General features: G+C 70.1%; 22 protein-coding genes. 8 read left to right on the forward strand and 14 right to left on the reverse strand.

The window, feature by feature from the left end; genetic code table 11:
• Nucleotides 1-2 precede the first annotated feature (2 nt).
• Together A5688_RS24860 and A5688_RS24865 are read right to left on the reverse strand one after the other, a co-directional pair.
• Nucleotides 3-1,031: an NAD-dependent epimerase/dehydratase family protein gene (locus A5688_RS24860; protein ID WP_067837070.1), complete on the reverse strand. Its 1,029-nt coding sequence runs from the start codon at nt 1,029-1,031 to the stop codon at nt 3-5.
• Nucleotides 1,028-1,804, reverse strand: a complete 777-nt coding sequence (locus tag A5688_RS24865; RefSeq protein ID WP_067837321.1) for an S-methyl-5'-thioadenosine phosphorylase — start codon at nt 1,802-1,804, stop codon at nt 1,028-1,030. The genes A5688_RS24860 and A5688_RS24865 overlap by 4 nt, the downstream gene beginning before the upstream one ends.
• A gap of 78 nt (nt 1,805-1,882) precedes the next feature.
• On the opposite strand from A5688_RS24865, the gene A5688_RS24870 reads away from it, so the two are divergent.
• Complete coding sequence (locus tag A5688_RS24870) at nt 1,883-2,755, forward strand: 1,4-dihydroxy-2-naphthoate polyprenyltransferase (RefSeq protein ID WP_067837068.1); 873 nt, start codon at nt 1,883-1,885, stop codon at nt 2,753-2,755.
• 94 nt (nt 2,756-2,849) lie between these two features.
• Entirely contained in the window at nt 2,850-3,857 is a 1,008-nt protein-coding gene (locus tag A5688_RS24875; RefSeq protein WP_067837065.1) for a beta-ketoacyl-ACP synthase III, read from the forward strand.
• Nucleotides 3,858-3,864: 7 nt separating this feature from the next.
• Here A5688_RS24875 and A5688_RS24880 read toward each other — a convergent pair whose 3' ends face one another.
• Nucleotides 3,865-4,239, reverse strand: a complete 375-nt coding sequence (locus A5688_RS24880; RefSeq protein ID WP_067837062.1) for a DUF4229 domain-containing protein — start codon at nt 4,237-4,239, stop codon at nt 3,865-3,867.
• Between the two features lie 46 nt (nt 4,240-4,285).
• On the opposite strand from A5688_RS24880, the gene A5688_RS27490 reads away from it, so the two are divergent.
• Nucleotides 4,286-4,447, forward strand: coding sequence for a hypothetical protein (locus A5688_RS27490; RefSeq protein WP_085977768.1), 162 nt, complete (start codon nt 4,286-4,288; stop codon nt 4,445-4,447).
• A gap of 36 nt (nt 4,448-4,483) precedes the next feature.
• On the opposite strand, the gene A5688_RS24885 is transcribed toward A5688_RS27490, so the two are convergent.
• The 8 genes from A5688_RS24885 to A5688_RS24920 form a co-directional block, all read right to left on the reverse strand.
• Complete coding sequence (locus A5688_RS24885) at nt 4,484-5,788, reverse strand: MinD/ParA family ATP-binding protein (RefSeq protein WP_067837060.1); 1,305 nt, start codon at nt 5,786-5,788, stop codon at nt 4,484-4,486.
• A gap of 62 nt (nt 5,789-5,850) precedes the next feature.
• The gene (gene ccsB / locus A5688_RS24890) at nt 5,851-6,834 is read right to left on the reverse strand and encodes a c-type cytochrome biogenesis protein CcsB (protein WP_067837057.1); all 984 of its coding nucleotides are present in this window, start codon (nt 6,832-6,834) and stop codon (nt 5,851-5,853) included.
• Nucleotides 6,831-8,468: a cytochrome c biogenesis protein ResB gene (locus A5688_RS24895; RefSeq protein WP_067837315.1), complete on the reverse strand. Its 1,638-nt coding sequence runs from the start codon at nt 8,466-8,468 to the stop codon at nt 6,831-6,833. The genes ccsB and A5688_RS24895 overlap by 4 nt, the downstream gene beginning before the upstream one ends.
• A gap of 47 nt (nt 8,469-8,515) precedes the next feature.
• On the reverse strand, nt 8,516-9,295 hold the full coding sequence (locus A5688_RS24900) for a cytochrome c biogenesis CcdA family protein (RefSeq protein ID WP_067837054.1): 780 nt from the start codon (nt 9,293-9,295) through the stop codon (nt 8,516-8,518).
• Entirely contained in the window at nt 9,292-9,912 is a 621-nt protein-coding gene (locus A5688_RS24905; RefSeq protein ID WP_067837318.1) for a TlpA disulfide reductase family protein, read from the reverse strand. Before A5688_RS24905 ends, A5688_RS24900 begins: the two co-directional genes overlap by 4 nt.
• A 17-nt stretch (nt 9,913-9,929) precedes the next feature.
• On the reverse strand, nt 9,930-10,538 hold the full coding sequence (locus tag A5688_RS24910) for a histidine phosphatase family protein (RefSeq protein WP_067837051.1): 609 nt from the start codon (nt 10,536-10,538) through the stop codon (nt 9,930-9,932).
• Nucleotides 10,538-11,887 (reverse strand): glutamate-1-semialdehyde 2,1-aminomutase, encoded by a 1,350-nt coding sequence (gene hemL / locus A5688_RS24915; RefSeq protein WP_067909214.1) that lies wholly within the window; start codon nt 11,885-11,887, stop codon nt 10,538-10,540. Before hemL ends, A5688_RS24910 begins: the two co-directional genes overlap by 1 nt.
• 90 nt (nt 11,888-11,977) lie before the next feature.
• Nucleotides 11,978-12,322: a hypothetical protein gene (locus A5688_RS24920; protein WP_067909211.1), complete on the reverse strand. Its 345-nt coding sequence runs from the start codon at nt 12,320-12,322 to the stop codon at nt 11,978-11,980.
• Nucleotides 12,323-12,394: 72 nt separating this feature from the next.
• Here A5688_RS24920 and A5688_RS24925 point away from each other — a divergent pair, with 72 nt between their 5' ends.
• Genes A5688_RS24925 through A5688_RS24935 form a run of 3 tightly spaced genes read left to right on the forward strand, consistent with a single transcriptional unit; the run spans nt 12,395 to nt 14,903 of the window.
• Nucleotides 12,395-12,790 (forward strand): nitroreductase family deazaflavin-dependent oxidoreductase, encoded by a 396-nt coding sequence (locus A5688_RS24925; protein ID WP_067909208.1) that lies wholly within the window; start codon nt 12,395-12,397, stop codon nt 12,788-12,790.
• Between the two features lie 11 nt (nt 12,791-12,801).
• On the forward strand, nt 12,802-13,989 hold the full coding sequence (locus A5688_RS24930; RefSeq protein WP_067909205.1) for an enolase C-terminal domain-like protein: 1,188 nt from the start codon (nt 12,802-12,804) through the stop codon (nt 13,987-13,989).
• Complete coding sequence (locus A5688_RS24935) at nt 13,986-14,903, forward strand: ketopantoate reductase family protein (protein WP_067909202.1); 918 nt, start codon at nt 13,986-13,988, stop codon at nt 14,901-14,903. Before A5688_RS24930 ends, A5688_RS24935 begins: the two co-directional genes overlap by 4 nt.
• Before the next feature lie 104 nt (nt 14,904-15,007).
• Here A5688_RS24935 and A5688_RS24940 read toward each other — a convergent pair whose 3' ends face one another.
• The 3 genes from A5688_RS24940 to A5688_RS24950 are packed head-to-tail and all read right to left on the reverse strand — an operon-like array spanning nt 15,008 to nt 18,978.
• Complete coding sequence (locus A5688_RS24940) at nt 15,008-16,429, reverse strand: amino acid permease (RefSeq protein WP_278184178.1); 1,422 nt, start codon at nt 16,427-16,429, stop codon at nt 15,008-15,010.
• Nucleotides 16,430-16,471: 42 nt separating this feature from the next.
• Entirely contained in the window at nt 16,472-17,827 is a 1,356-nt protein-coding gene (locus A5688_RS24945) for an MFS transporter (RefSeq protein ID WP_067909199.1), read from the reverse strand.
• 5 nt (nt 17,828-17,832) lie between these two features.
• Nucleotides 17,833-18,978 (reverse strand): LLM class flavin-dependent oxidoreductase, encoded by a 1,146-nt coding sequence (locus A5688_RS24950; RefSeq protein WP_067909196.1) that lies wholly within the window; start codon nt 18,976-18,978, stop codon nt 17,833-17,835.
• Between the two features lie 416 nt (nt 18,979-19,394).
• On the opposite strand from A5688_RS24950, the gene A5688_RS24955 reads away from it, so the two are divergent.
• A complete protein-coding gene (locus tag A5688_RS24955) occupies nt 19,395-20,258 on the forward strand; it encodes an alpha/beta hydrolase (protein WP_068268300.1) in 864 nt (287 codons plus the stop codon).
• A 9-nt stretch (nt 20,259-20,267) separates the two neighbouring features.
• Nucleotides 20,268-22,439, forward strand: coding sequence for an acyltransferase family protein (locus tag A5688_RS24960; protein ID WP_067909190.1), 2,172 nt, complete (start codon nt 20,268-20,270; stop codon nt 22,437-22,439).
• The last annotated feature ends 74 nt before the right edge of the window (nt 22,440-22,513 follow it).

Below are 22,513 nucleotides of genomic sequence, written 5' to 3' on the forward strand. Positions count from 1 at the left end.
GCTCAGCGCAGGGGCGCGAACGCGAATTCGCGCAGCCCGTCGACGGGTGCGATGGCCGCCCGGAACCCCAGCACCTCGGCGGCCCGGGACGGGTCGGCGACGATGTGGCGCACGTCGCCGCTGCGGTACTGCCCGGTGACCACCGGGGATGGCGAACCGCCGCGCGCCTCGCACAGCGCGCCGGCCACCTCCAGGATCGAAATCGGTTGTCCCGAGCAGACGTTGAGCGCGGTAAAACCCTCGTCTCGCTGTGCTGCCGCGACGTTGGCGGCGGCCACGTCGTCGACGTGGACGAAGTCGCGCATCTGCCCGCCGTCCTCGAAAACCTTTGGCGGGTCGCCCTTTTCCAGGGCCGACCGGAAGATCGCCGCCACCCCGGAATACGGGGTGTCGCGGGGCATGCCGGGGCCGTAGACGTTGTGGTAGCGCAGCGCCACCACCGAACCGCCGGTGGCCTCCGACCAGGCCAGCGCGTAATGCTCCTGCGCGGTCTTACTGGCGGCGTACAGACTTCGCGGCCGCAGGCAGGCGTCCTCGTCGACGAGGCGCCAGTGCAGCTCCTCCCCGCCGACCGGGCAACGGTGCTCGAAGGTTCCGGCGTCGAGGTCCGCGCGCCGCCGCGGCAGCGGATCCACGCCTCCGTGTCGCCGGCAGTGATAGCGCCCCTGGCCGTAGACCACCATCGACGAAGCCAGCACCAGGCGGCGCACCCCGGCGGCGAACATCTGCGCCAACAGCACGGTGGTAGCCAGGTCGTTGTGGCCGCCATAGGCGGGGGCGTCGGCGGCGTCGACGCCCGCACCCACCATCGCCGCCTGATGACACACCAGGTCCACGCCGGCCAACAGCGGGGCCAGCGCGTCGGCGTCGCGCACGTCCACGCGGTGACAGCCCTTCGGCAGCACCGGGTTTGGGCCGTGCGCGGCGGCCAGCAGCGCGTCGACGGCCACCACCTCGTGTCCGGCCGCCCGCAGCGCGGCGGCCACCCGCGAACCGATGAAGCCGGCCGCCCCGGTCAGCAGCACCCTCACGGCAGCTCGATGGGCAACGTGACTCCCGCGTGCGGCAGGCAATGCGTACAGCTGCGGTCGGCGTCGATCCGGGCGATGGCCTGGCGCACCAGCTTCTTGAACACCTCGATGTTGCGTTCGAACTCGGCGAACACGTCGACGGCCTTCACACCCTCACCGACGCTCACCCCGGCATCCAGATCGGTCACCAAAGCGATTGCCGCATAGCACATTTCGAGTTCGCGCGCGAGCACGGCCTCCGGATAGCCGGTCATGTTGACCAGAGAGAACCCCACGGAGGCGAACCATTGGCTTTCGGCGCGGGTGGAAAAGCGCGGCCCCTGGATCACCACCATGGTGCCGCCGTCGACCACGTCGGGCAGGCCGGTCACCGCGTCACGCAGGGTCGGGCAGTACGGGTCGGCGAAGTCGACGTGGATGCCGCCGGAGTCGAAATAGGTGTCGGCGCGTCCGCTGGTCCGGTCGACCAGCTGGTCGGGCACCACGACCGCGCCCGGGCCGAGTTCGGGCTTGAGGCTGCCGACCGCGCACGGCGCGAGCACCCGCCGCACACCGAGGCTGCGCAGGGCCCACATGTTGGCCCGGTACGGCACGGTGTGCGCGGAGAATTCGTGCCTGGCGCCGTGGCGCGGCAGGAAAGCCACCTCGTGGTCGCCGACGGCGCCGACGGTGACCGGGGCGCTGGGCGGCCCGTACGGGGTGTCGACGGCGACGTCGTGCGCATCGGATCCGAAGAACGTGTAGAAGCCGCTGCCGCCGATCACTCCGAGCATTCGACCATTGTGGTGCATGACGCCGGGGTGATTGCGGGGCACGGGGATCGCAGGCCCGCACCCTGGCAGGATGTTCGTGTGGCCAGTTTCGGGCAGTGGATTTCGGGTGCACGGCCGCGGACGTTGCCCAACGCGGTGGCGCCCGTCGTCGCGGGCACCGGCGCGGCGGCGTGGCTGCACTGTGCGGTGTGGTGGAAGGCGCTGCTGGCGCTGGCCGTCGCGCTGGCACTGACCGTCGGCGTCAACTACGCCAACGACTACTCCGACGGCATCCGCGGCACCGACGACGACCGGGCCGGCCCGGTGCGCCTGGTCGGCTCGCGGCTGGCGGCGCCGCGCGCGGTGCTGGCCGCCGCGGCCGCCAGCCTGACGGTCGGCGCGCTGGCCGGGTTGGCGCTGGCGTTGTTCAGCGCGCCATGGCTGATCGCCGTGGGCGCCGCCTGCATCGCCGGGGCCTGGCTGTACACCGGCGGGTCGAAGCCCTACGGCTACGCCGGTTTTGGCGAGGTCGCGGTGTTCCTGTTCTTCGGGCTCGTCGCCGTGCTGGGCACGCAGTACACCCAGGCGCTACGGGTGGACTGGGTGGGCGTGATGCTGGCCGTGTCGGTCGGGGCGCTGTCCTCGTCGGTGCTGGTGGCCAACAACCTGCGGGACATCCCGACCGACGCGCGTTCGGGAAAGATCACGCTGGCGGTGCGGCTGGGCGATGCCCGCACCCGGATCCTGTACCAGGCGCTGCTGGGGACCGCCGGGGTGCTGACCCTGGTGCTCATGCTGGCGACACCGTGGTGCGTCGCGGGGCTGGTGGCGACGCCGCTGGCCCTGCGCGCCATGGCCCCGGTGCGGTCCGGGCGCGGCGGGCCGGAGCTCATCCCGGTGCTGCGCGACACCGGGCTGGCGATGGTGGTGTGGGCGATCGCGGTGGCGGCGGCCCTGGCGTTGGGGACATAGGGGTTACCTTGGGTGCAGGCACAGGCAATGGTCCCCTGCGGGCAAGCGGTTTGGGGTACTTTTGCGTCGGCTCGGGCGACAGCGAAGGACCGCAATGAAACAGATTGCCGCGACCAGCGGGCCCACCAACATCGGCTTGCTCAGCGTCGGGTCATACCGCCCCGAGCGGGTGGTCACCAACGACGAGCTCTGCGAGAACATCGACTCGTCCGACGAGTGGATCTATTCGCGGACCGGAATCAAGACGCGCCGATTCGCCAGGCGCGACGAATCCGCCAGTTCGATGGCGACCGCGGCCGGACAGCAGGCGATCGCCAAGGCCTCCCTCGAGCCGTCCGACATCGATTGCGTCATCGTCGCCACCAGCACCCATTTCCTGCAGACGCCGGCGTGCGCCCCGGCGGTCGCGACGGCGGTGGGCGCCGGCGGCGTGCCGGCCTTCGACGTCTCGGCCGGGTGCGCCGGGTTCGGCTACGCGCTCGGTGTGGCGGCCGACATGATCCGCGGCGGGACGGCCGCCAAGGTCCTGGTGCTCGGTTCGGAGAAGCTGTCCCCCACCGTGGACATGCAAGACCGCAGCAACTGCTTCATCTTCGCCGACGGCGCGGCCGGCGTGGTGGTGGGTGAGACACCCGACCAGGGCATCGGCCCCACCGTGTGGGGCAGCGACGGGGCACAGGCCACCGCGATCCGCCAGGACATCGAATGGATCGACTACACCGAAAACCCGACCGGGGAGCGCCCGTATCTGAGGCTCGAGGGCAGCGCGGTGTTCCGGTGGGCGGCGTTCGAAATGGGCAAAGTCGGCCGGCAGGCCATGGACGCGGCGGGCGTCCGGCCCGACGAGATCGACGTGTTCCTGCCGCACCAGGCCAACAGCCGGATCAACGAGGTGCTGGCCAAGAGCCTCGAGCTGCGTCCGGATGCGGTCGTCGCCAACGACATCGAACACACCGGCAACACCTCGGCCGCATCCATCCCCCTGGCGATGGCCGAAGTGCTGGCGACCGGGGCGGCCAAGGCCGGCGATCTGGCCCTGCTGCTCGGCTACGGCGCGGGCCTGAGCTATGCCGCGCAAGTCGTCCGGCTGCCGAACGCCTGAGCCGCTCTCACTCGTCGCCGCGCGTCGCCTCGGGCGGCACATCCCCGTGCAGTCGGGCCTGGAGCAGTTCGCGCTCCCGGCGGCGTCGTTCCCCGGCGATCGCGAGCGCGGCGGTGGCCCGCCGGCGCAGCGGGGCGAACACCCAGATACCCAGCGGCATCGCGATAATCAGGGCGAACAGCACGGCCACCACGATCGGGAACTGCGTGATGCCCGCCAAGCGCGCGACACCGTAGATCACGCCGGTGAGCGCGACCGCCAGCAGCACCCGCGCCGCCATATACACCGCCACGTGGACGGCGACGCGGTTCGCGCCGGGCTGGGCGGTACCCCCGTCCGGGGCGGGGCGTTCGGTGCTGTCGTCGCTAGCTTCTTGTGACACAGGCTGAGCCTACGGCGCGGGTATATTCGCCAAAAGGAGGTGTTGCGTGCTCTACCTGCTGCTCGTCGTGATTTTGGGGACGCTGATCTACGTTGGCTGGCGTGCGGCGCGATCGCAGGCCCACCGGCCGAAGACCCGCGTCATCGGGCCCGACGACGATCCGGATTTCCTGCGGCGGTTGGGTCACGGCGACAACAACCCGCGTTAGTTCGGCGGCGGGCCGCCGGCCGCCCAAGGCGGGCAGCTAGCCGAGCACGCCCGGGTTGTGCTGGTCACCGGGGAACCCGTCGGCGACGATGGCGGCCAGCTCGGTGAGCGCTTCGCGCGTCCGGCGCCGCAACCGGTCCAGATCGATCTCAGCGCCCTCTTCGAGGTGCGGATCGAAGGGCACCAGCTGAACAGCGCGGCAGCGCCGGGAGAAGTGGTCGACCACCTTGTTCATGTCGACCTTGCCCGGGCGCGGCTTCACCCCGTTGATGACCGCGATGGAGTTGCGGACCAGGTCCTCGTGGCCGTGGGCATCCAGCCAGTCCAGCGTCGCCGAGGCGCTGCGCGCGCCGTCGATGGACGCCGAGCTGACCACGACGAGGGCGTCGGCCTTGTCCAGCACCGAGCTCATCACCGAGTGCAGCAGTCCGGGCCCGCAGTCGGTCAGCACCAGGCCGTAGAACCGTTCCAGGATGTCGAGGATACGAGCGTAGTCCTCGGCGCTGAACGCGTCGGAGATGGCGGGATCCGTTTCGGACGCCAGCACCTCCAGACCGCTCGGCCCCTTGGAGGTGTACCGGCGCACGTCGCTGTAGCGCTCGATGGTCCCGGCGTCGTGCAGCAGCTGACGCACCGTCGCGGCCGTCTCCAGCGGAATCTTCTGGCTCAGCGTGCCGCGGTCGGGGTTGGCGTCCACGGCCACCACCCGGTCACCGCGGATGGAGGCGAAGGTGGCGCCCAGCGTCGCGGCGATCGTGGTCTTGCCGACGCCGCCCTTCAGCGACAGGAATGCCACCCGATAGGAACCCCGCAGGGGCCGGTTCACCTGGGCGACGAGGTTGTTGTAGCGGGTGGCCCGCGGGCTCTCGCCCAGGTTGATCAGTCCGCCGGACAGCTTGAACAGCAGCAGGCGCCATCCGTCCGACGGCGGCGGCGCGACCGGTCGCAACAGCATGCCGGTGGACAGCTCCGGATACGGCGTGTGCGGCAGGTGCTCCGGGCGCTGTTGCGGCGGCGGTCCGTGCACCTCGGTGGGCGGCGCGTCCGGGCCGGTGTAGTAGGCGCCGTAGGCCGTCGGGTCGACGCGCGGGATGCCGGTCATCGGCGTGGGATCCCACGGTGGCATCCCGCCGGGGGTGGGCGGTGCGGCCTGCTGGCGCTCGGGGCCGGGGCCGCGGCGCTCGGTGCGGAACCCGGCGAAGGCGCGGGTGGGGGCGTCACCACCCGGCTCGGCCTGCGGTTCGGCGGCGTCCCGCTGGTCTGCGGCCGGCGACGTCTGCTGGGGTATCTGCGTGGTCGGTTGTTCGGGCGCCCCGACGCCCGCCGTTGGATGCTCGGTCACTGCACTCCCCCTTGTTGTGCGTTATTCCCGTGTTGTGCGCTTCGCGGGCCGGTTGTGCACCGTCACCCGACGCCCGCATAAGAATGCAGGCCCACAGTGACCAGGTTAACGAAGAACAAGTTGAAGACCATGGCCACAAACCCCGCGACATTGATCCAGGCGGCCTTCCTGTCCCGCCATCCCGCGGTCGACCTGGCGTGCAGGTACGCGGCGTAAATCACCCAGGCGACAAAGGACACAGTCTCTTTGGGGTCCCAGCCCCAATAGCGGCCCCAGGCTTCTTCGGCCCAGATCGCCCCGAAAATGACGCCGAAACCGAACACCGGAAATGCGAAAATCGTCGTCCGATACGCGATGCGGTCCAGGGTCTGCGCGTCGGGGAACCGCTGCACCAGCCGGCTCAACCCGCTGTCCTGAGCGTGTTCTGGGTCTCCGAGCGGCGACGTGCGCAGCAGGAACAGGATGCTGGCGATGCCGGCGACCATGAACACCCCGGATCCCAGACTGACCACCGACACGTGGATGGGCAGCCAATAGGACTGCAGGGCGGGCATCACCGGCGCGGCGTTGGTGTAGAGCCAGCGCCCGGACACCGTGAGCAGGATCAGCACCGGCAGCAGCAAGAACACCCACAGCGGGCGGTATTGCGGGCGGCGCAGCACGACCGCCCCGGCGATCAACCCGCACAAGCAGGTCAGGTTGATGAACTCGTACATGTTGCCCCACGGCACGCGCAGGGTCGCGAGGCCGCGCAGCACCAGGCAGGCCAGCAGCAGCCCGATGCCCAGGTACACCACGGACAGCCCGGCCCGGCCGGCCCGCTCGTCGATCGGCCGCCGGGCTGCCTCGTCGACCACCCCGGGGGTGGCGGAGTCGGCGCTGACGGCGCCGGCCAGCACCCGTTCGCGCTGCTCCGCGCGGCGCCCGCCGGCGTACGCCAGTTCGAAGGCCAACAGCAGCAGCGCGATGACCAGGGCCACCACGGCGGACGTGAACGCCCAGTCGGAGTAGCGCGCCAGCTCGATGTTGACGTGCACCGTATTCATTTGACGTCCACCTCAGAACTCCTTTTGGACGCTGCGGGTGTCGCGTCGCGGTCCGACGCGGGGGGCCTCGCGGCGCCAGCGGCGCCGAAGTCGCCGAGCCCGGTCAGCAGCCGTTCGGACAGCCGCTCGAACTCCTCGCCCCAGCCGGAGTTGTCGGTGCGCGCCAGGCCACCCAGTTCGACGTTCACCGTACCGGGCGACCCGCCGGCGTCGGGCGTCAGACGGACCCACACCCGGCGGCGGCGCACCACCAGCGACACCACCAGACCGCCCATCATGGTGATGGCGAATACGAGCACCCAGGTCTGGCCGGGGTCGTGCGAGACCTGCAGGTTGACGAACGGCACGGCGCCGTCGAAGCGGATCACGGTGCCCGCCGCCGGGCCCTGGTCGATCCGGACCGACTGGCCGGAACGCAGATTGACCCGCTTCTCCTTGGTCAGCCGGTGCTGCTCGATCAGGCGCGGGTCCAGGGTGAACAGCGACTGGGGCCGGCCGGTGTCCAGCCCGGTGTCGCCGCGGTAGATGTCGACGGCCACCGCCGGGGCGTCCAGGGCCGGGAAGCGCGACGACAGCAGCGTGCCCTCCAGCTGCTCGGTCGGCGCCAGCAGGCCCTGGATGGCGATCTCGTGGTTGCGGCGCTCCGCGGCGTTGGGATAGCTGCCGGCGGGCGGATCGATGCGCACCACACCCGACGAGAGCAGGGTTTGCGGATTGTCGGGTCGCCACTGCACGGTCGCCGTGCGGATCTGCCCGTTCGGGAAGGTGACGCTGAAGGTGGGCGCGTAGCCGTGCCCCTGCAGGTACACCCGGTCACCGCCGAGCCGCAACGGGTGGTTGACCTCCAGCTGGTAGTGCCGCCAGTTGTTGGCGCTCAGGTCGTCGCCGGACTGGTAGTCGATGTTCGCGGCGAACGAGGTGGCCTGCCCGGACGGCAGGTAGTGCGCCGCGAAGTCGTCGACGCGGATGCACATTGGGTGCAGCGAGGTGCCGTCGACGGTGTTGCCGGCCCGGAACGAGTCGAACGCGGCGGGTGAGGCCGAGCAGAAGCCGGGTCCGCCGTCGGCGATGACGATGACATTGCCCTCGTAGCCGAACAGCTTGCCGACGGCCACCGCGACCAGCAGGCCCAGCAGCGAGAAGTGGAAGACGATGTTGCCGAATTCGCGCAGGTAGCCCTTCTCGGCGGACACCTCGACGACGTGGGCGTCCGCCGGCTGCCCGCCGTGGTGGTGCCGGATGGCGGTGCGCCAGCCGCGCAGCCGTTCGGTCAGCGTGTTGGCCAGGGCGTTCAGCTGTTCGGCGTCGGCCTGGATCTGGTGGCTGGCGTGTTTGGGGAGCCGGGCCAGGTTGCGCGGGGCGGCCACCGGGGTGGACCGCAGGCTGCGGACGTGCTCGATCATCCGCGGGGTGAGGCAGCCGACCAGCGACACGAACAGCAGCACGTAGATGGCGGTGAACCAGAAGCTGGAGAAGACGTTGAAGGCCTGCAGCCGATCCAGCCACGGTCCGATCACGGGGTGGGCCTTCAGGTAGTCGTCGACCTTGCCGGCGTTGAGGCTGCGCTGCGGCAACAGCGCCCCCGGTATCGCGCCGAGCGCGAGCAGGAACAACAGCACCAGCGCGGTGCCCATCGAGGTCAGCGCGCGCCAGGTGTTGCGCGTCCAGGCGACAAGCTGCCTCAAATCGGCAGCCTCACGTCGGACACGAACGCGTCGCGCAGCCAGGAGACGAAGTCGTTCCACACCCCGGTGACCAGCAGGGCGCCGACGGTGATCAGCAGCACGCCGCCGAAGACCTGGATGGCCCGGGTGTGCCGGCGCAGCCAGCCCAGGCCTCCCACCGCGCCCGCCGAGCCGAAGGCCAGCAGCACGAACGGGATGCCCAGGCCCAGGCAGTACGCGATCACCAACGCGATTCCGCGCGCCACGCTGGCGCCGTCGGTAGCCGACGCGACGGTGATCACGCCGGCCAGCGTCGGCCCCAGGCACGGCGTCCAGCCCAGGGCGAACACCGCGCCCAGCACCGGCGCCCCGGCGACCGTGGTCAGCTGTCGTGGACTGAATCGGGCCTGGCGCTGCAACGCCGGGATCAGGCCCACGAACACCAGCCCCATCACGATGGTCAGCACTCCCCCGGCCCGTTGCAGCACCAGTTGGTTGGTGATCAGGGTGGTCGTCATTCCCAGGACGGCGACGGTGCCGAGCACGAACACCGTGGTGAAGCCGGCGACGAACAAGGCCGCGGACCCCGCGACCCGCCAGCGGGCGCCCGGCGGGGCCTTGATCGCGCCCTGCGGCGGCTGCTCGTCCACGCCCACGACGGCGGCCAGGTAGGACAGGTAGCCGGGCACCAGCGGCACCACGCACGGCGAGGCGAACGACACCAGGCCCGCCAGCAGGCACACGCCGAGGGCCAGCAAGAGCGGTCCGGCGGCGGCGATCTGGGTGAATCCGGTCATTGCTGTCCCGGGGTCGTCCGGCCCGCCGGGGCTGCCTCGCCGGCCAGCTGCTGCACCACGGGCCGCAGGTCGGACGCCAGCAGTTCGCGCAGGAAGACCGCCGCGACGCGGTGCTGACGGTCGAGGACCAGCGTGGACGGGATCACGGTGGTGGGGTATTTGCCGCCGAACGCGATCAGGGTGCGCATCGCGGGATCGTAGATGGACGGGAACGTCACCTGCCGGTCGTTGACGAAGTCCAGCGCGGCCTGCCGGTTGTTGTCCCGGACGTCGATGCCGAGGAAAGACACCCCGGCGCCGCGCGTGGCGTCATACACCTGCTGCAGCTGGGTGACCTCGGCGCGGCACGGCCCGCACCACTGTCCCCAGATGTTGATGACGACGACCCGGCCCGCGAAGATCGGGTCGTCCAGCGACAGCGTGTGCGCGGGGTCGGCCAGGTCGGGCCCGGCCAGCGGCCCGGGGCGGCCACGGCCGGACGGCGGGTCGTAGTGAATGTCGGTCTTGCCGCCGGGCGAGACGAATTCGAAGGTGCCGCCCTGCGCGACGGCGTCGCGCCCCGAGGAGCAGCCGGCGAGCAGGGCAGGCACCAGGGCCGCGAGCACGGCCCCGGTCATCGCCCGTCGGCGGGTGATCAAGGCGCCGCCGGTTCGCTGTACTCGACGTCGACCAGCCGGTCGCCGTCGTAGACCAGGGTCGTCACCGATGCGAGGCCGCACTCCCGCCGGCGCGGGTCATGCCACAGCCGCCGGCCCGTCACGTGCAGCCGCAGCGTCCACACCGGCAGTTGGTGGCTGACGCACACCACCTCGCGGCCGGCGCCGCGGGCGCGGGCCTTGTCCACCGCCGTCTCCATCCGGGCGGCGATCTCGGCGTACGGCTCACCCCAGGACGGCCGGAACGGGTTGCGCAGTTGCCACCACACCCGTGGGTCGCGCCAGGCGCCGTCGCCCGGGCTGACCCGTTTGCCCTCGAAGAAGTTGGCGGATTCGATCAGGTCCGGGTCGGTGTCCACGGCCAGGCCGTGCTTGGCGGCGATGGGCGCGGCGGTTTCCTGGGCCCGCTGCAGGGGCGAGGCGATCAGCGCGACGATGTCGCGGTCGGCCAGCGCGTCGGCCACCGCGGCCGCTTGCGCCCGGCCCTTGTCGGAGAGGGCAAACCCGGGCAGCCGCCCGTAGAGGATGCCGCTGGGGTTGTACACCTCGCCGTGGCGTATGACGTGCACCCGGGTGTGCTCGGCCATCAGGACTTCCCCTCCTCGGCTGCGGCGGCGGCCCGGGCCGCGGCCGGCAGGGCGTCGGCGATCCGGTCGAACGCGCTGTCGTCCAGCGCGGTTGAGACGAACCACGCCTCGAATGCGCTGCACGGCGGGTAGACGCCCGCGTCCAGCAGCGCGTGGAAGAACGGTGGGTAACGCCACGTCTGGGTGGCGCGCGCGGACGCGAAGTCCGTCACCGGCGTGTCGGAGAAGAACACGCTGAGCATATTTCCGGCCCGCGGAATCTGGTGCGCGACACCGGCATTCATGAGCGCGTCGGCGAACAGCCCGGCCAGCCGATCGGCGTTGGCGTCCAGGGTGGCGTAGGCGGCGGCGTCGGCGTTGCGCAGGGTGGCCAGCCCGGCGGCCATCGCCACCGGGTTACCCGACAGGGTGCCGGCCTGATACACCGGGCCCAGCGGTGCGAGGCGCTCCATCACCTCGGCCCGGCCGCCGAATGCGGCGGCCGGCAAGCCGCCGCTCATCACCTTGCCGAAGGTGAACAGGTCGGCCTCGACGGGATCGATTCCGTACCAACCACTTCGGCTGACCCGGAAACCGGTCATCACCTCGTCGATGATCAGCAGCGCGCCGTGCTCGGCGGTGATCGTGCGCAGCGCCGCGTTGTAGCCGGGCGCGGGTGGGACCACGCCCATGTTGCCGGGGCTCGCCTCGGTGATCACCGCGGCGATCTGGTCGCCGAACCGGGCGAAGGTCTGTTGCACGGCGTCGATGTCGTTGTAGGGCAACACGATTGTGTCGGCGGCCGTCGCGCCGGTGACGCCCGGCGAGGACGGCAGGCCGAGGGTGGCCACCCCGGAGCCGGCGTCGGCGAGCAGCGCGTCGACATGGCCGTGGTAGCAGCCGGCGAACTTGATCACCTTGGCCCGGCCGGTGAAGCCGCGGGCCAGCCGGACCGCGCTCATGGTGGCCTCGGTGCCGGAGTTGACCAGCCGGATCCGCTCGACCGGCGCCACCCGGCCGATCATCTCGGCGGCCAGTTCGCTTTCGGCCGGCGTGGGCGCCCCGAACGACAGGCCCGAAGCGGCGGCCGTGGCGACGGCGTCGACGACGGCCGGGTGCGCATGACCCAGGATCATCGGGCCCCACGAGCAGACCAGGTCCACGTACCGGTTGCCGTCGGCGTCGGTCAGCCGGCAGCCGCGCGCCTCGGTGATGAAGGGCGGCGTCCCGCCCACCGCGCTGAACGCGCGGACCGGAGAGTTCACCCCACCGGGAATGACGGCGCAGGCATCCTCGAACAACCGGGCCGACGCCGCCGTGGGCCGGGGGCCCCCGTCGACGCGCGCGGTCGCCTGATCACTGCTTCCCATGACGACCAGTGTTCCAGCCCTCGCCGGTCATTCCACTACAGGGTGTAGCAGAAGGGGCTAACAGAAGGTGGCGCGGCGTCGGTGGCGGGGTTAATCGGCGTCCGGGTGGACGGCTTCCTGAGCTGCGACGAAGTTGCGGCGGGCGGCTTCGCGTTCTCTTTCCGCCGCCCGTTTGTGCGCGTCGACGTCGCCGAGGCCCTCGGCGACCGCGAGTTCCTGGATTTCGGCGGCCCGCTCGTGCGCGATGGCGGCCTCGTAGTGGCGACGGCTCTCGCGGCGGTGCGCTTCCTCGTCACGCGCATGGGCGCTCTCGGCACGCTCGGCGGCGCGCCGCACGTCCGCCTCGGTGATGGAGTGCCCGTCGGCGAGTTCCCGCCCCCGGCGCAGCAACTCCTGGCTGCGGCGGGCGGCCTCGTTCCCGGGTGTATCGGCCATGCCAAGACAGTAGTCGCATCCGCTGGAAAAAGTGGGTTGTCCTCGCCCGGCGCCTGCGAGTTGGATAGCGGTATGCAGTTCCCACAAGGACTTGCCCGGTTCAACCGTCGCGTCACCAACCCGATTCAACGGATGTGGGCCGGTTGGCTACCGCCGTTCGGGATCATCGAGCATGTCGGGCGGCGCTCGGGCAAGCCGTACCGCACCCCGGTGAATGTGTTCAGCACCGACGTCGACGGCAAACCGGGGGTGGCGATCCTGCTGACCTACGGCCCCGACCGGGATTGGCTGAAGAACCTGAAGGCGGCCGGAGGCGGCCGGCGGCGCAGCAAGGGCAAGAGTTTCGGCATCGCCGATCCGCGCGTGGTCACCAAGGCCGAGGCCGCCGCGCACGTAACTCGCGGCGCGCGAACGGTTTTCGCCAGGTTGCCGTTCGAGCAGGCGGTGTTGCTCACCCGGACTTCCTGACTCCCCGGGTGATGCGAATCACGGCGATAGCCGAGCAAGCGGTCGGTCTCGACAGTCTTGGGCGCGGTGGGCCCGCCAATGCGGTGGTCAAGTTCGCCCACCACACGGTCTCGCTGGTCGCGGTGATCACCGACGTGATCCGGCACGGACGGCCGGTGGTGGGCGTGGCCTTCGATTCGATCGGGCGGTTCGCCCAGAGCGGCATCCTGCGCGACCGGATGATCCCGCGGGTGCTGGCGGCGTCCCCCGACGCACTGCTGGATGCGTCCGGATACCTCGATCCCGCCGCGGTTTCGGCGTGCGCGCTCGCCGACGAGAAGCCCGGCGGTCATGGCGACCGGGCGGCGGCCGCGGCAGCGCTGGAGCTGGCCTGCTGGGACCTGAACGCGAAGTTGCGCGACGAGCCGGCCTGCGTGACGATCGCCCGTCACGCCGGCCGGGCGCCCGCCCCGTCGGTGCCGGTGTATGCCGCCGGCGGCTACTACTACGCCGAACGTGGGGTCGATCAGCTGCGCCGGGAGATGCGCGGGTACCTCGATTCGGGCTATGAGGCGGTCAAGATGAAGATCGGGGGCGCCGCCCTGGGTGAGGACCTGGCCCGCATCGAGGCCGTCATCGACGTCGTCGGCGACGCGGGACGGGTCGCTGTCGACGCGAACGGCCGGTTCGACCGGGCCGAGGCCACCCGGTGGGCGGCCGCGCTGGCCCGCTACGGGCTGCGCTGGTACGAAGAGCCGGGCGATCCCCTGGATTACGCGCTGAACCGGGCGGTGACCGAGTGCTACGAGGACATGGTGGCCACCGGTGAGAACCTCTTCTCGGTGCCGGATGTGACCAATTTGCTGCGCTACGGCGGCATGCGGCCCAATCATGATGTCTTCCAAATGGATCCGGGCCTGAGCTATGGGTTGACCGAGTACATCCGGATGCTCGACGTCATGGCGGCCCATGGTTTTGATCGCGGTTGTGCGTTCCCGCACGGCGGTCATCTGATCAACCTGCACGTCGCGGCCGGGCTGGGCCTGGGCGGCTGTGAGGCTTACCCCGGCGTGTTCGCGCCGTTCGGCGGCTACTCGGATGCCTGTGCGCTGTCGGCGGGACGGATCGCGCCGACCGACGCCGCCGGGTTCGGGCTGGAGCAGAAGACCGGCCTGGCCGAACTGATCGCCGAGCTGACCGACGGGAGAACGGGCGGATGAAGATCGCGGTAATCGGTTGCGGCGCAATGGGTTCCATCTATGCGGCCCGGCTGGCCGCCGCGGGCAACGAGGTGCTGGCCATCGACCACTACCAGGCCGGCATCGAGGCGATCAGCAGGCATGGGCTGCGGGTCACCGGTCCGGGCTATGACCGGGTGGTCGAGCTGCGCGCGAGCACCACCGCACCGGACGAGGAGATGGACCTGATCGTGCTCGCCGTGAAGGCGGCCGACGTGACAACCGGCGCGCGACAAGCCCTTCCGATGTTGGGTGCGGCCACGCCGGTGCTGACCATCCAGAACGGCCTGGGATCGGCGGAGACCGTGGCCGGCATCGTCGGCGACGGTCGGGTCGCGGTCGGAATCGCCAGCGGGTTCGGCGCGGCGACGGTGGCCCCCGGCCATGTCCGCCACAACGCCATGAAAGCGATGCGGTTCGGCGCCTACTCGTCGCTGCCGCAGGCGACGGTCGAGGCGATCGCACACGCGTGGGCCGATGCCGGATTCGATGCGGCCTCGGTCACCGACATCGCCGCGATGCAGTGGGAGAAGCTCATCTGTAACGCCGCCTACAGCGCCCCGTGCGCGCTGACCGGCATGACCGTGGGCCAGGTGATGGACGACCCGGAGATGGGGCCGGTCAGCCGGGCGGCCGCCACCGAGGCGTGGACCGTCGCGCGGGCGTCGGGCATCGCGGTCGCCGTCGCCGATGCGGTCGAACACGTTCGCGCCTTCGGCGCGCAGATGCCCGACGCCAAACCGTCGGCGCTGCTGGACCACGAGGCGCACCGGGTCAGCGAGATCGACGTCATCAACGGCGCGGTCCCGCGCCAGGGCGCGCGGGTCGGTGTCGCGGCGCCGGTGAACGCGACGCTGACCGCGGTGGTCAAGGCGATCGAAAGGCACTGGGGCTGAACGCAGCCGGCGCTGCCGGAAATCGGCAACCGGTCGCCCGCCGGGTTCCCGATCGTGTGAGTCCGCAATCCGATAGCGCATCTGCTAGCGCCTTTGAAAGAGATTTATTCTCCGGAGACAGCGCCGACACGGCCGCGAACTCGCGCGACGAAATACAGCCCGATCACCACCGCCCAGGACAGCAGGCTGAGCCAGAGCTGGCTGCGCGCCGTGTGGTCGAACGCCATCTGGACCAGCACCGCGGTGATTCCGGTCAGCGTGAGAACGGACAGCACCGGATAGAACCACATTTTCACCGTCAGTCTCTCGGCGGGTGTGCGGCGGCGCAGGATGATCTGCGACAGGGCGATCAACCAGTAGACGAACAAGATGATGGCGCCCGACGAGTTCAGCAGGAAGAGGAACACCGTGTTGGGTGAGACCCGCGCCATGATGACGCAACCGAACCCGACCGCCGACGAGCACAAGATCGCGAAGTGGGGAACACCGCGGCCACTCAATTTGACCAATTGCGTTGGGGCCTCGCCGCGCTCGGCGAGGACGAACAACATGCGCGACGCGGTGTAGAGCCCGGAGTTCAGGCAGGACAGCACCGCGGTCAGCACGACGGCGTTCATCACCTGGTCCGCGCCGGAAAGCCCCATGTGTTTGAGCGCGGCAACGTACGGCGAGGCGCCGAGTTCCACGGAGTCCCAGGGCAACAGCACCACGAGCAGGAAGACCGAACCGACGAAGAAGATCCCGATGCGCGCCACCACCGACCTGGTCGCCTTCTGGACCGCCAGCTCGGGGTCGCGACTTTCCGCGGCGGCGACGGTGACGATCTCGGCGCCCACCATGGAGAAGATCACCACCACGATGGCGGCGAACACCGCGCCCACGCCGTGCGGAAAGAACCCGCCATGTGTGTGCAGGTTGGAAAGACCTCCGTGATGGCCCGGCACCAAGCCCAGGGCATACGCCGTGCCCACGACCAGAAAGATCACGATCGTCGCGACTTTGATTCCGGCGAACCAGAATTCGAATTCCCCGAAGGATGACACCGAGAAGAGGTTGGTCGCCGTCATCAACACCATCAGGCCCAGCGACAGCAGCCACAGCGGCGCATGGAACCAGTAGTTGAGCACCTTCCCGCCGGCGACCGCCTCGAAGCCCACCACGATCACCCAGAAGTACCAATACAGCCAGGCGACCGAGAAACCCGCCCAGCCGCCCAGGGCGCTGGCCGCGTAGTCGGCGAACGATCCGGTGGACGGGTTCGCGGCCGCCATCTCGCCCAGCATCCGCATCACCAGCACGATGAGCAGACCGCAGAGGGCGTAGGTGAGGAACGCGGCCGGGCCGGTGTCCTTGATCACCACACCGGACCCGACGAACAGTCCGGCGCCGATGACCCCGCCCAGCGCGATCATGCTGAGCTGCCGCTGCGACAGTCCTTGGCGCAGTTGCGGAGTAGCGCCGCCGTCCGGCGCCGGCGGGCCGTCATCCGCGGGACCGGAACTCACCTGGCGTTGCGTGCGCCGCATGCCCGGACGCTATCGGGCTTCGCGGCCCGCAGCAACAACGGCCTACAGGTACAGGTCGCGGTCGCGGATCAGGGCCGTGGCGACCACGCTAATGGCCGCTGTCGCAACCAGATACCCGCACGCCAGCCACGGCGCCCCGCCGACCGCCGCGATCAGCGCGGTCAAGATCATCGGGGTGACCCCGGAGGCGTAGATGCCCGAGACCTGGTAGACGAACGACAATCCCGTATAGCGCGTGTTGGTGGGATACAGCGCCGAGTACAGCGTGCCCTGGGCGCCGTAGAAGAGCGCGTGCACGGCGCCGAACACGATGATCATCGCCAGCCCGAACCACACCAGATTCCTGGTACCGAACAGCGCGAACGCCGGAAAGGCGGCCAGGCCGTAGCAGGCGATGCCGGCCAGGTAGACCCGCCGCGCACCGAAGCGCTCGGTCAATCGTCCCGAAATCGGTAGCAGCACCGCCATCACCAGTGCGGCAATGGTCACCACCACCAACACCGACACCCGGTTCAGTCCCAGGGCGCCGGTGGCGTAACTGATGGCGAAGACACCCCAGGTGTTGAAGGCCGAGCCCTCGGCCCATCGCGACAACAGTCCGAGCACGGTGTTGCGCCGCGACCGCGGCTCGCGGACGATGTCGCGGATCGGGACGGTGGATGCGGCCTGCAGGTCCTGCAATTCCCGGAACGCCGGTGTCTCGTCGACGCGCAACCGGACCACGATGCCGATCACGACCAGCAGCAGGCTCAGCAGGAAGCCGATGCGCCAGCCGTAGGAGAGGAACCGCGCCGGCCCCAAAACGATCTGCAGGAACGCGAATATGCCGGTGCCCAAGGCCAGGCCGAGCGCCAACCCGATCTGCGGGATCGCCCCGAAGCGGCCGCGCCGGTCGCCGGGGCTGTGTTCGACGGCCAGCAGCACCGCCCCGCCCCATTCGCCCCCGAGCGCAAAGCCCTGCAGCACGCGCAGGACCAGCAGCAGGCTCGGTGCCCACGCCCCGATCTGCGCGGATGTCGGCAAGACCCCGATCAGCGCCGTCGCGCCGCCCATGATCAGCATGGTCAACGCCAGGCTGCGCTTGCGGCCGATCCGGTCACCGATATGGCCGAACACCAGGCCCCCGATGGGCCGCATGACGAACCCGACGGCGAAAGTCGCGAACGCCAATAGTGTTCCCACCAAAGAACTCTCATTGGGGAAGAACACCTTGTTGAACACCAGGCCCGCCGCGGTGGCGTACAGGAAGAAGTCGTACCACTCGACCGTGGTGCCCAGCAGGCTCGCGGCGACGACGATGCGCAGCCGCCGTCGCTGCTGCTCGGCGGATTCGTCAGCCGCCTCGGGCGCCGGCGCGATCCCGGCGTCGGCTGCGGACGCGGGCAACGTTGCTGCCATGGCCGTCAGTGCGCCGAAGCGACCGCGAACGGGGTCGCCGCAGCCGGATGCGACTGGCGATTGGGGTGCCGCCACAAGCCCATCCGCTCCAGCAGCGGCAACACGCCCTCGCCGAACCGGTAGGCCTCTTCCAGATGCGGATACCCCGACAAGATGAAGTGGCTGATGCCCAGCTTGGCGTATTCGGCCAGCCGTTCGGCGACCTCCGCGTGCGAGCCGACCAGGGCGGTGCCCGCTCCCCCACGGACCAGGCCCACGCCGGCCCACAGGTTGGGCGCGACCAGCAATTTACTGCTGTTGCCGCCGTGCAAGTCCAGCATGCGGCGCTGGCCTTCGGACTCGCTGCGCGCCAGGCTGGCCTGGACCCGCTCGATGTCCGCCGGGTCGATCGCGGCCAGCAACCGGTCGGCCTCGGCCCATGCCTCGGCGGCCGTATCGCGGCTGATCACGTGAATCCGCAAGCCGTACTGCAGGATTCGGCCCTCGTCGACGGCCAGCCCGCGGATCCAGTCCAGCTTCTGGGCGACCGCGGTCAGCGGTTCACCCCAGGTGAGATACACATCGGAGTGCTTGGCCGCCACCGGGCCGGCCGATGCCGAGGAGCCGCCGAAGAACACCGCCGGTATCGGGTCGGGCGGGTTGTTCAGCTGCGCGTCCCCGACCCGAATGTGGGATCCGGCAAAGCTCACCGGCTCCTTGGCGGTCCACAGCTGGCGCACCACATGCAAGAACTCGGCGGTGCGGACGTACCGCGCCTCCTTGTCCAGGAAGTCCCCGTAGGCCCGTTGCTCGTGCGGTTCACCGCCGGTGACGACGTTGAGCAGCAGCCGTCCCTCCGAGTGCCGCTGGAACGTCCCGGCCATCTGCGCGGCCAGGGTCGGACTGAGCATGCCGGGCCGGAACGCGACCAGAAACTTGAGGCTCTCGGTCGACTCGACCAGCATCGCCGTCGTCAACCACGCGTCCTCACACCACAATCCGGTGGGCGTCAGGACTGCTTCGAAACCGTTGTCTTCGGCGGCCGCACAGATCTGGTGCAGATACTTCAGCGTGGCCGGCCGGTCACCGGACATTGCCGTGCCGTGCCCGCCCGCGACCAGATTCCGCGAATCGCCGTAGGTCGGCAGAAACCAATGAAACGCGAGACTCAATTCACCATCCTCTTCCGCTCCTGTGCACACGCAAGGCTCCATCCTGCTGAAATCGGCGTCGGCGGGCGAGGGTTGAAACCTGCGAGATTGCATCCCGGCCGCGCACCGCCATGGCGGCGGCCAACCGCACGCCGCGCGCGTCGCCGCGGTGCCGGACGGGTGGCCGGCACGCTCGCGTCTCCCCCTGTCCCAGAAGGCAATACGATCGAGATGAATCCGGCGGCGGCAACCTGCGAAATCGGCGCTACGATGACTACGATCCCGGCCGATGCCGCAACTTAGCGCCGACATTGCGCGCACCGGACGGCCGGAAAGGTCACCGCTTCGTGACCGGAAGGTCACACCAGATCACACAATGCTTCCAATACGGCGTGGCTCGGCGGGTGATCCCCGCTCAGCGCGGCATTATTGCGATCATGCCTGACCTCACACGCCGAGCGGTGCTCCGGACGGGCGCCGGTGCCAGCCTCGGGGCTGCCGGCGTGCTCGCCTTCGGCTCCGTGCTGGCTCCCGGCAGGTCGCACGCCGCGACGCTGCCGCAGGCTCCCGCGCCGTTCGAGCCGCCGACGGCGGGCAAGACCCTGCCGACCCGGCTCACCGGGTCGTTCGTGTCGGCGGCCCGTGGCGGGATCAAGACCAACTACGTGATCGCCATGCCGCCGGGCCAGACCGGCGCGCTGCGCCCCGTGATCGCCCTGCACGGCGTGGACGGCGACGCCAACCAGATGCTCGACATGGGCGTGCCGGACGGGCTGGCCCAGCTGGTCAAGGAAGGCAAGCCGCCGTTCGCGGACGTCAGCGTCGACGGCGGCAACACCTACTGGCACAAAAGGACTTCCGGCGAGGACTCGGGCGCCATGGTGCTCGACGAGCTGCTGCCGATGCTGTCCACCATGGGTTTCGACACCTCCCGGGTGGGTTTCATGGGGTGGTCGATGGGCGGGTACGGGGCGCTGCGTCTGGGTGCCAAGCTGGGGCCGGCACGGACCGCGGGCATCTGTGCGATCAGCCCGGCGTTGTACACCTCGTATCCGCTGAGTGCGCCCGGGGCTTTCGACAGCAACGACGACTTTGTGCAGAACAGCGTCATGGGCCTGCCGGCGCTGAATTCGATTCCGCTGCGGGTGGATTGCGGCAACTTCGACCGCTTCTATTTCGCCACAAAGCAATTCGTGTACCAGTTGAAAACACAACCAGCGGGCAGCTTCTCCCTCGGCGGACACGACGTCGCCTATTGGCGAAGCCAATTGTCCGGTGAACTGGCCTGGTTGGCGACCTAGCCCACGCAGATGACACTTCGGGAAGAATCAGTCGCCGGCAGCCCACACACACCTGCGCGGCAGACTTCCCGAAGGGGATTCCGGCCCGACATCGAGGGACTGCGCGCCGTCGCGGTGATCGCCGTGGTGCTCTACCACGCCGGCATCCCGGGAATCACCGGCGGCTACATCGGAGTGGACGTCTTCTTCGTCATCTCCGGCTTCCTGATCACCGGGCTGCTCTTCCGCGAGGCGAGCACCACGAATACCGTTGCACTGGGCCGGTTTTACGGTGCACGCGCCCGGCGGCTGCTGCCCGCCGCGGCCATCGTCGGCACCATCACCGCGATCGCCGCCGCCGCGGTATTGCCACCGCTGCAGGCGCGCAGCGTGTTTCTCGACGGCATCGCCAGCGCACTGTATGTCGGCAACTACCGGTTCGCGCTGCGCGGCACCGACTATCTGACCTCCGACGCCCCGTCGCCGTTCCAGCACTACTGGTCGCTGGGCGTGGAAGAGCAGTTCTACCTGGTGTGGCCGGTGCTGATCATCGCCATCGCCTGGTCGGTCCCGCGCATCCCGCGCCTTCGCGCGGCGGGGACGCGCGCGACCCCGTACGCGGTGGCCCTCGCGGTGGTGCTCGCGGCGTCGCTGACGGCGGGCGCGCTGTGGACCCGTACCTCGCCGTCGTGGGCGTTCTTCTCGCTGCCCACCCGCGCCTGGGAACTGGCCGCCGGTGGTCTGGTGGCCCTGTCGATTCAGCAGTGGCGCCGGTTGTCGCTGCGGACCGCGTCGATCGCCGGCTGGGGCGGTCTGGCGTTGATCCTGCTGACCTGCACCCAGCTCAACGCCCATACCCCGTATCCCGGCACCGAGGCGCTGCTGCCGGTGCTGGGCACCGCGCTGATCATCGGTGGGGGCGCCGTCACCGGTGGGCTCGGGCCAGGTCGCCTGCTGTGCCGCCCGGCGATGCGCGCGATCGGCCGGATCTCCTACTCGTGGTACCTGTGGCACTGGCCGGTGCTGCTGCTGATGCCGGCGCTGCTCGGCGAGCCGGCGGGGCTGCCGGCCAGGCTGAGCGCGACGGCCGTCTCGGCCGGGCTGGCCGTCATCACCCTGCACCTGGTGGAGAATCCCGGCCGCTTCGCCGCGGCGCTGCGCCGGTCGGCGAGGGTCAGTTTGGTCGTGGCGGGCGGCGCCAGTGCCGCCACCGCGTGCGCGTGCCTGCTGCTGCTCAACGTGATTCCGGCGCCGGTGGGCCACGGGGTGGCCGCCCCGCGGGCCAACATCATTGCGACGCCCCCGACCAACGCGCCGGCCGTCAGTCCCCAGGAGGCGGCGGTTCGTCAGGGCTTCGAGCAGGCGCGGGTGGCGCTCGCGGCGGCCGCCGGCCTGCGGGCCGTCCCGTCGAACCTGGAGCCGCCGCTGGCGAAGGCGCCGGCCGACAAGGCCGCCGTGTTCGTCAACGGCTGCGTGCGGTCCTGGCGCGACGTCGGACAAAGCGAGTGCGCGACGGGCGACACCGCCTCGCCGACGACGGTCGCCCTGATCGGCGACTCACACGCCGCCATGTGGAACCCCGCCTTCGAGCAGCTCGCCGAGCAGCGGCACTGGCGACTGGAGACGCTGGCCAAGGTGACCTGTCCGCTGCAGGACCTGCACATCGTGAGCCCGTATCTGGGCCGCGAGTACACCGAATGCGAACAGTGGCGCGCCCAGATCATGGGCCGGATGAACGCCGAACACCCGCGCCTGATCGTCCTGGACATGAGCCGGCGCTACGGCGGGGACTTCGGCTTCACCTCCTACGACCCGGCGTGGATCGACACCCTGGGGCGCACGGTGGCGCAGTTGCGCGGCACCGGCGCGACCGTCCTGGTGCTCGGACCCGCCCCCGACCCGCATTCGTCCGCGCCGACGTGCCTGTCCGCGCACCTCGACGACGTGAGCGCCTGCACGCCAACGAGATCCGAGGCGCTCGACGGTGACGGCATCGCCGCCGAGCGCGCGGCGACGACCGGCAGCGGCGGCCACTATGCCGACCTGACCGACATGTTCTGCACCGCCGACCGCTGCCCCGTCATCGTCGGCAACACCCTGGTGTTCCGCGATGACAACCATGTGACGACCCAGTACGCGCAGTTGGTGGCACCGCTGCTGGGTGCGCTGGCCGACCGCGCCCTGGTGGGTGAAGGGCAATGAACTTCTCGTGGCTGACCAACGTCAGATCAGTGAAGGGTTTTTGGAGGTTTTAGGGTCATGTCCCCGCTGTTGCT

This window comes from Mycobacterium mantenii (genome assembly GCF_001667865.1).
Taxonomy (GTDB): Bacteria; Actinomycetota; Actinomycetes; order Mycobacteriales; family Mycobacteriaceae; genus Mycobacterium; species Mycobacterium mantenii_A.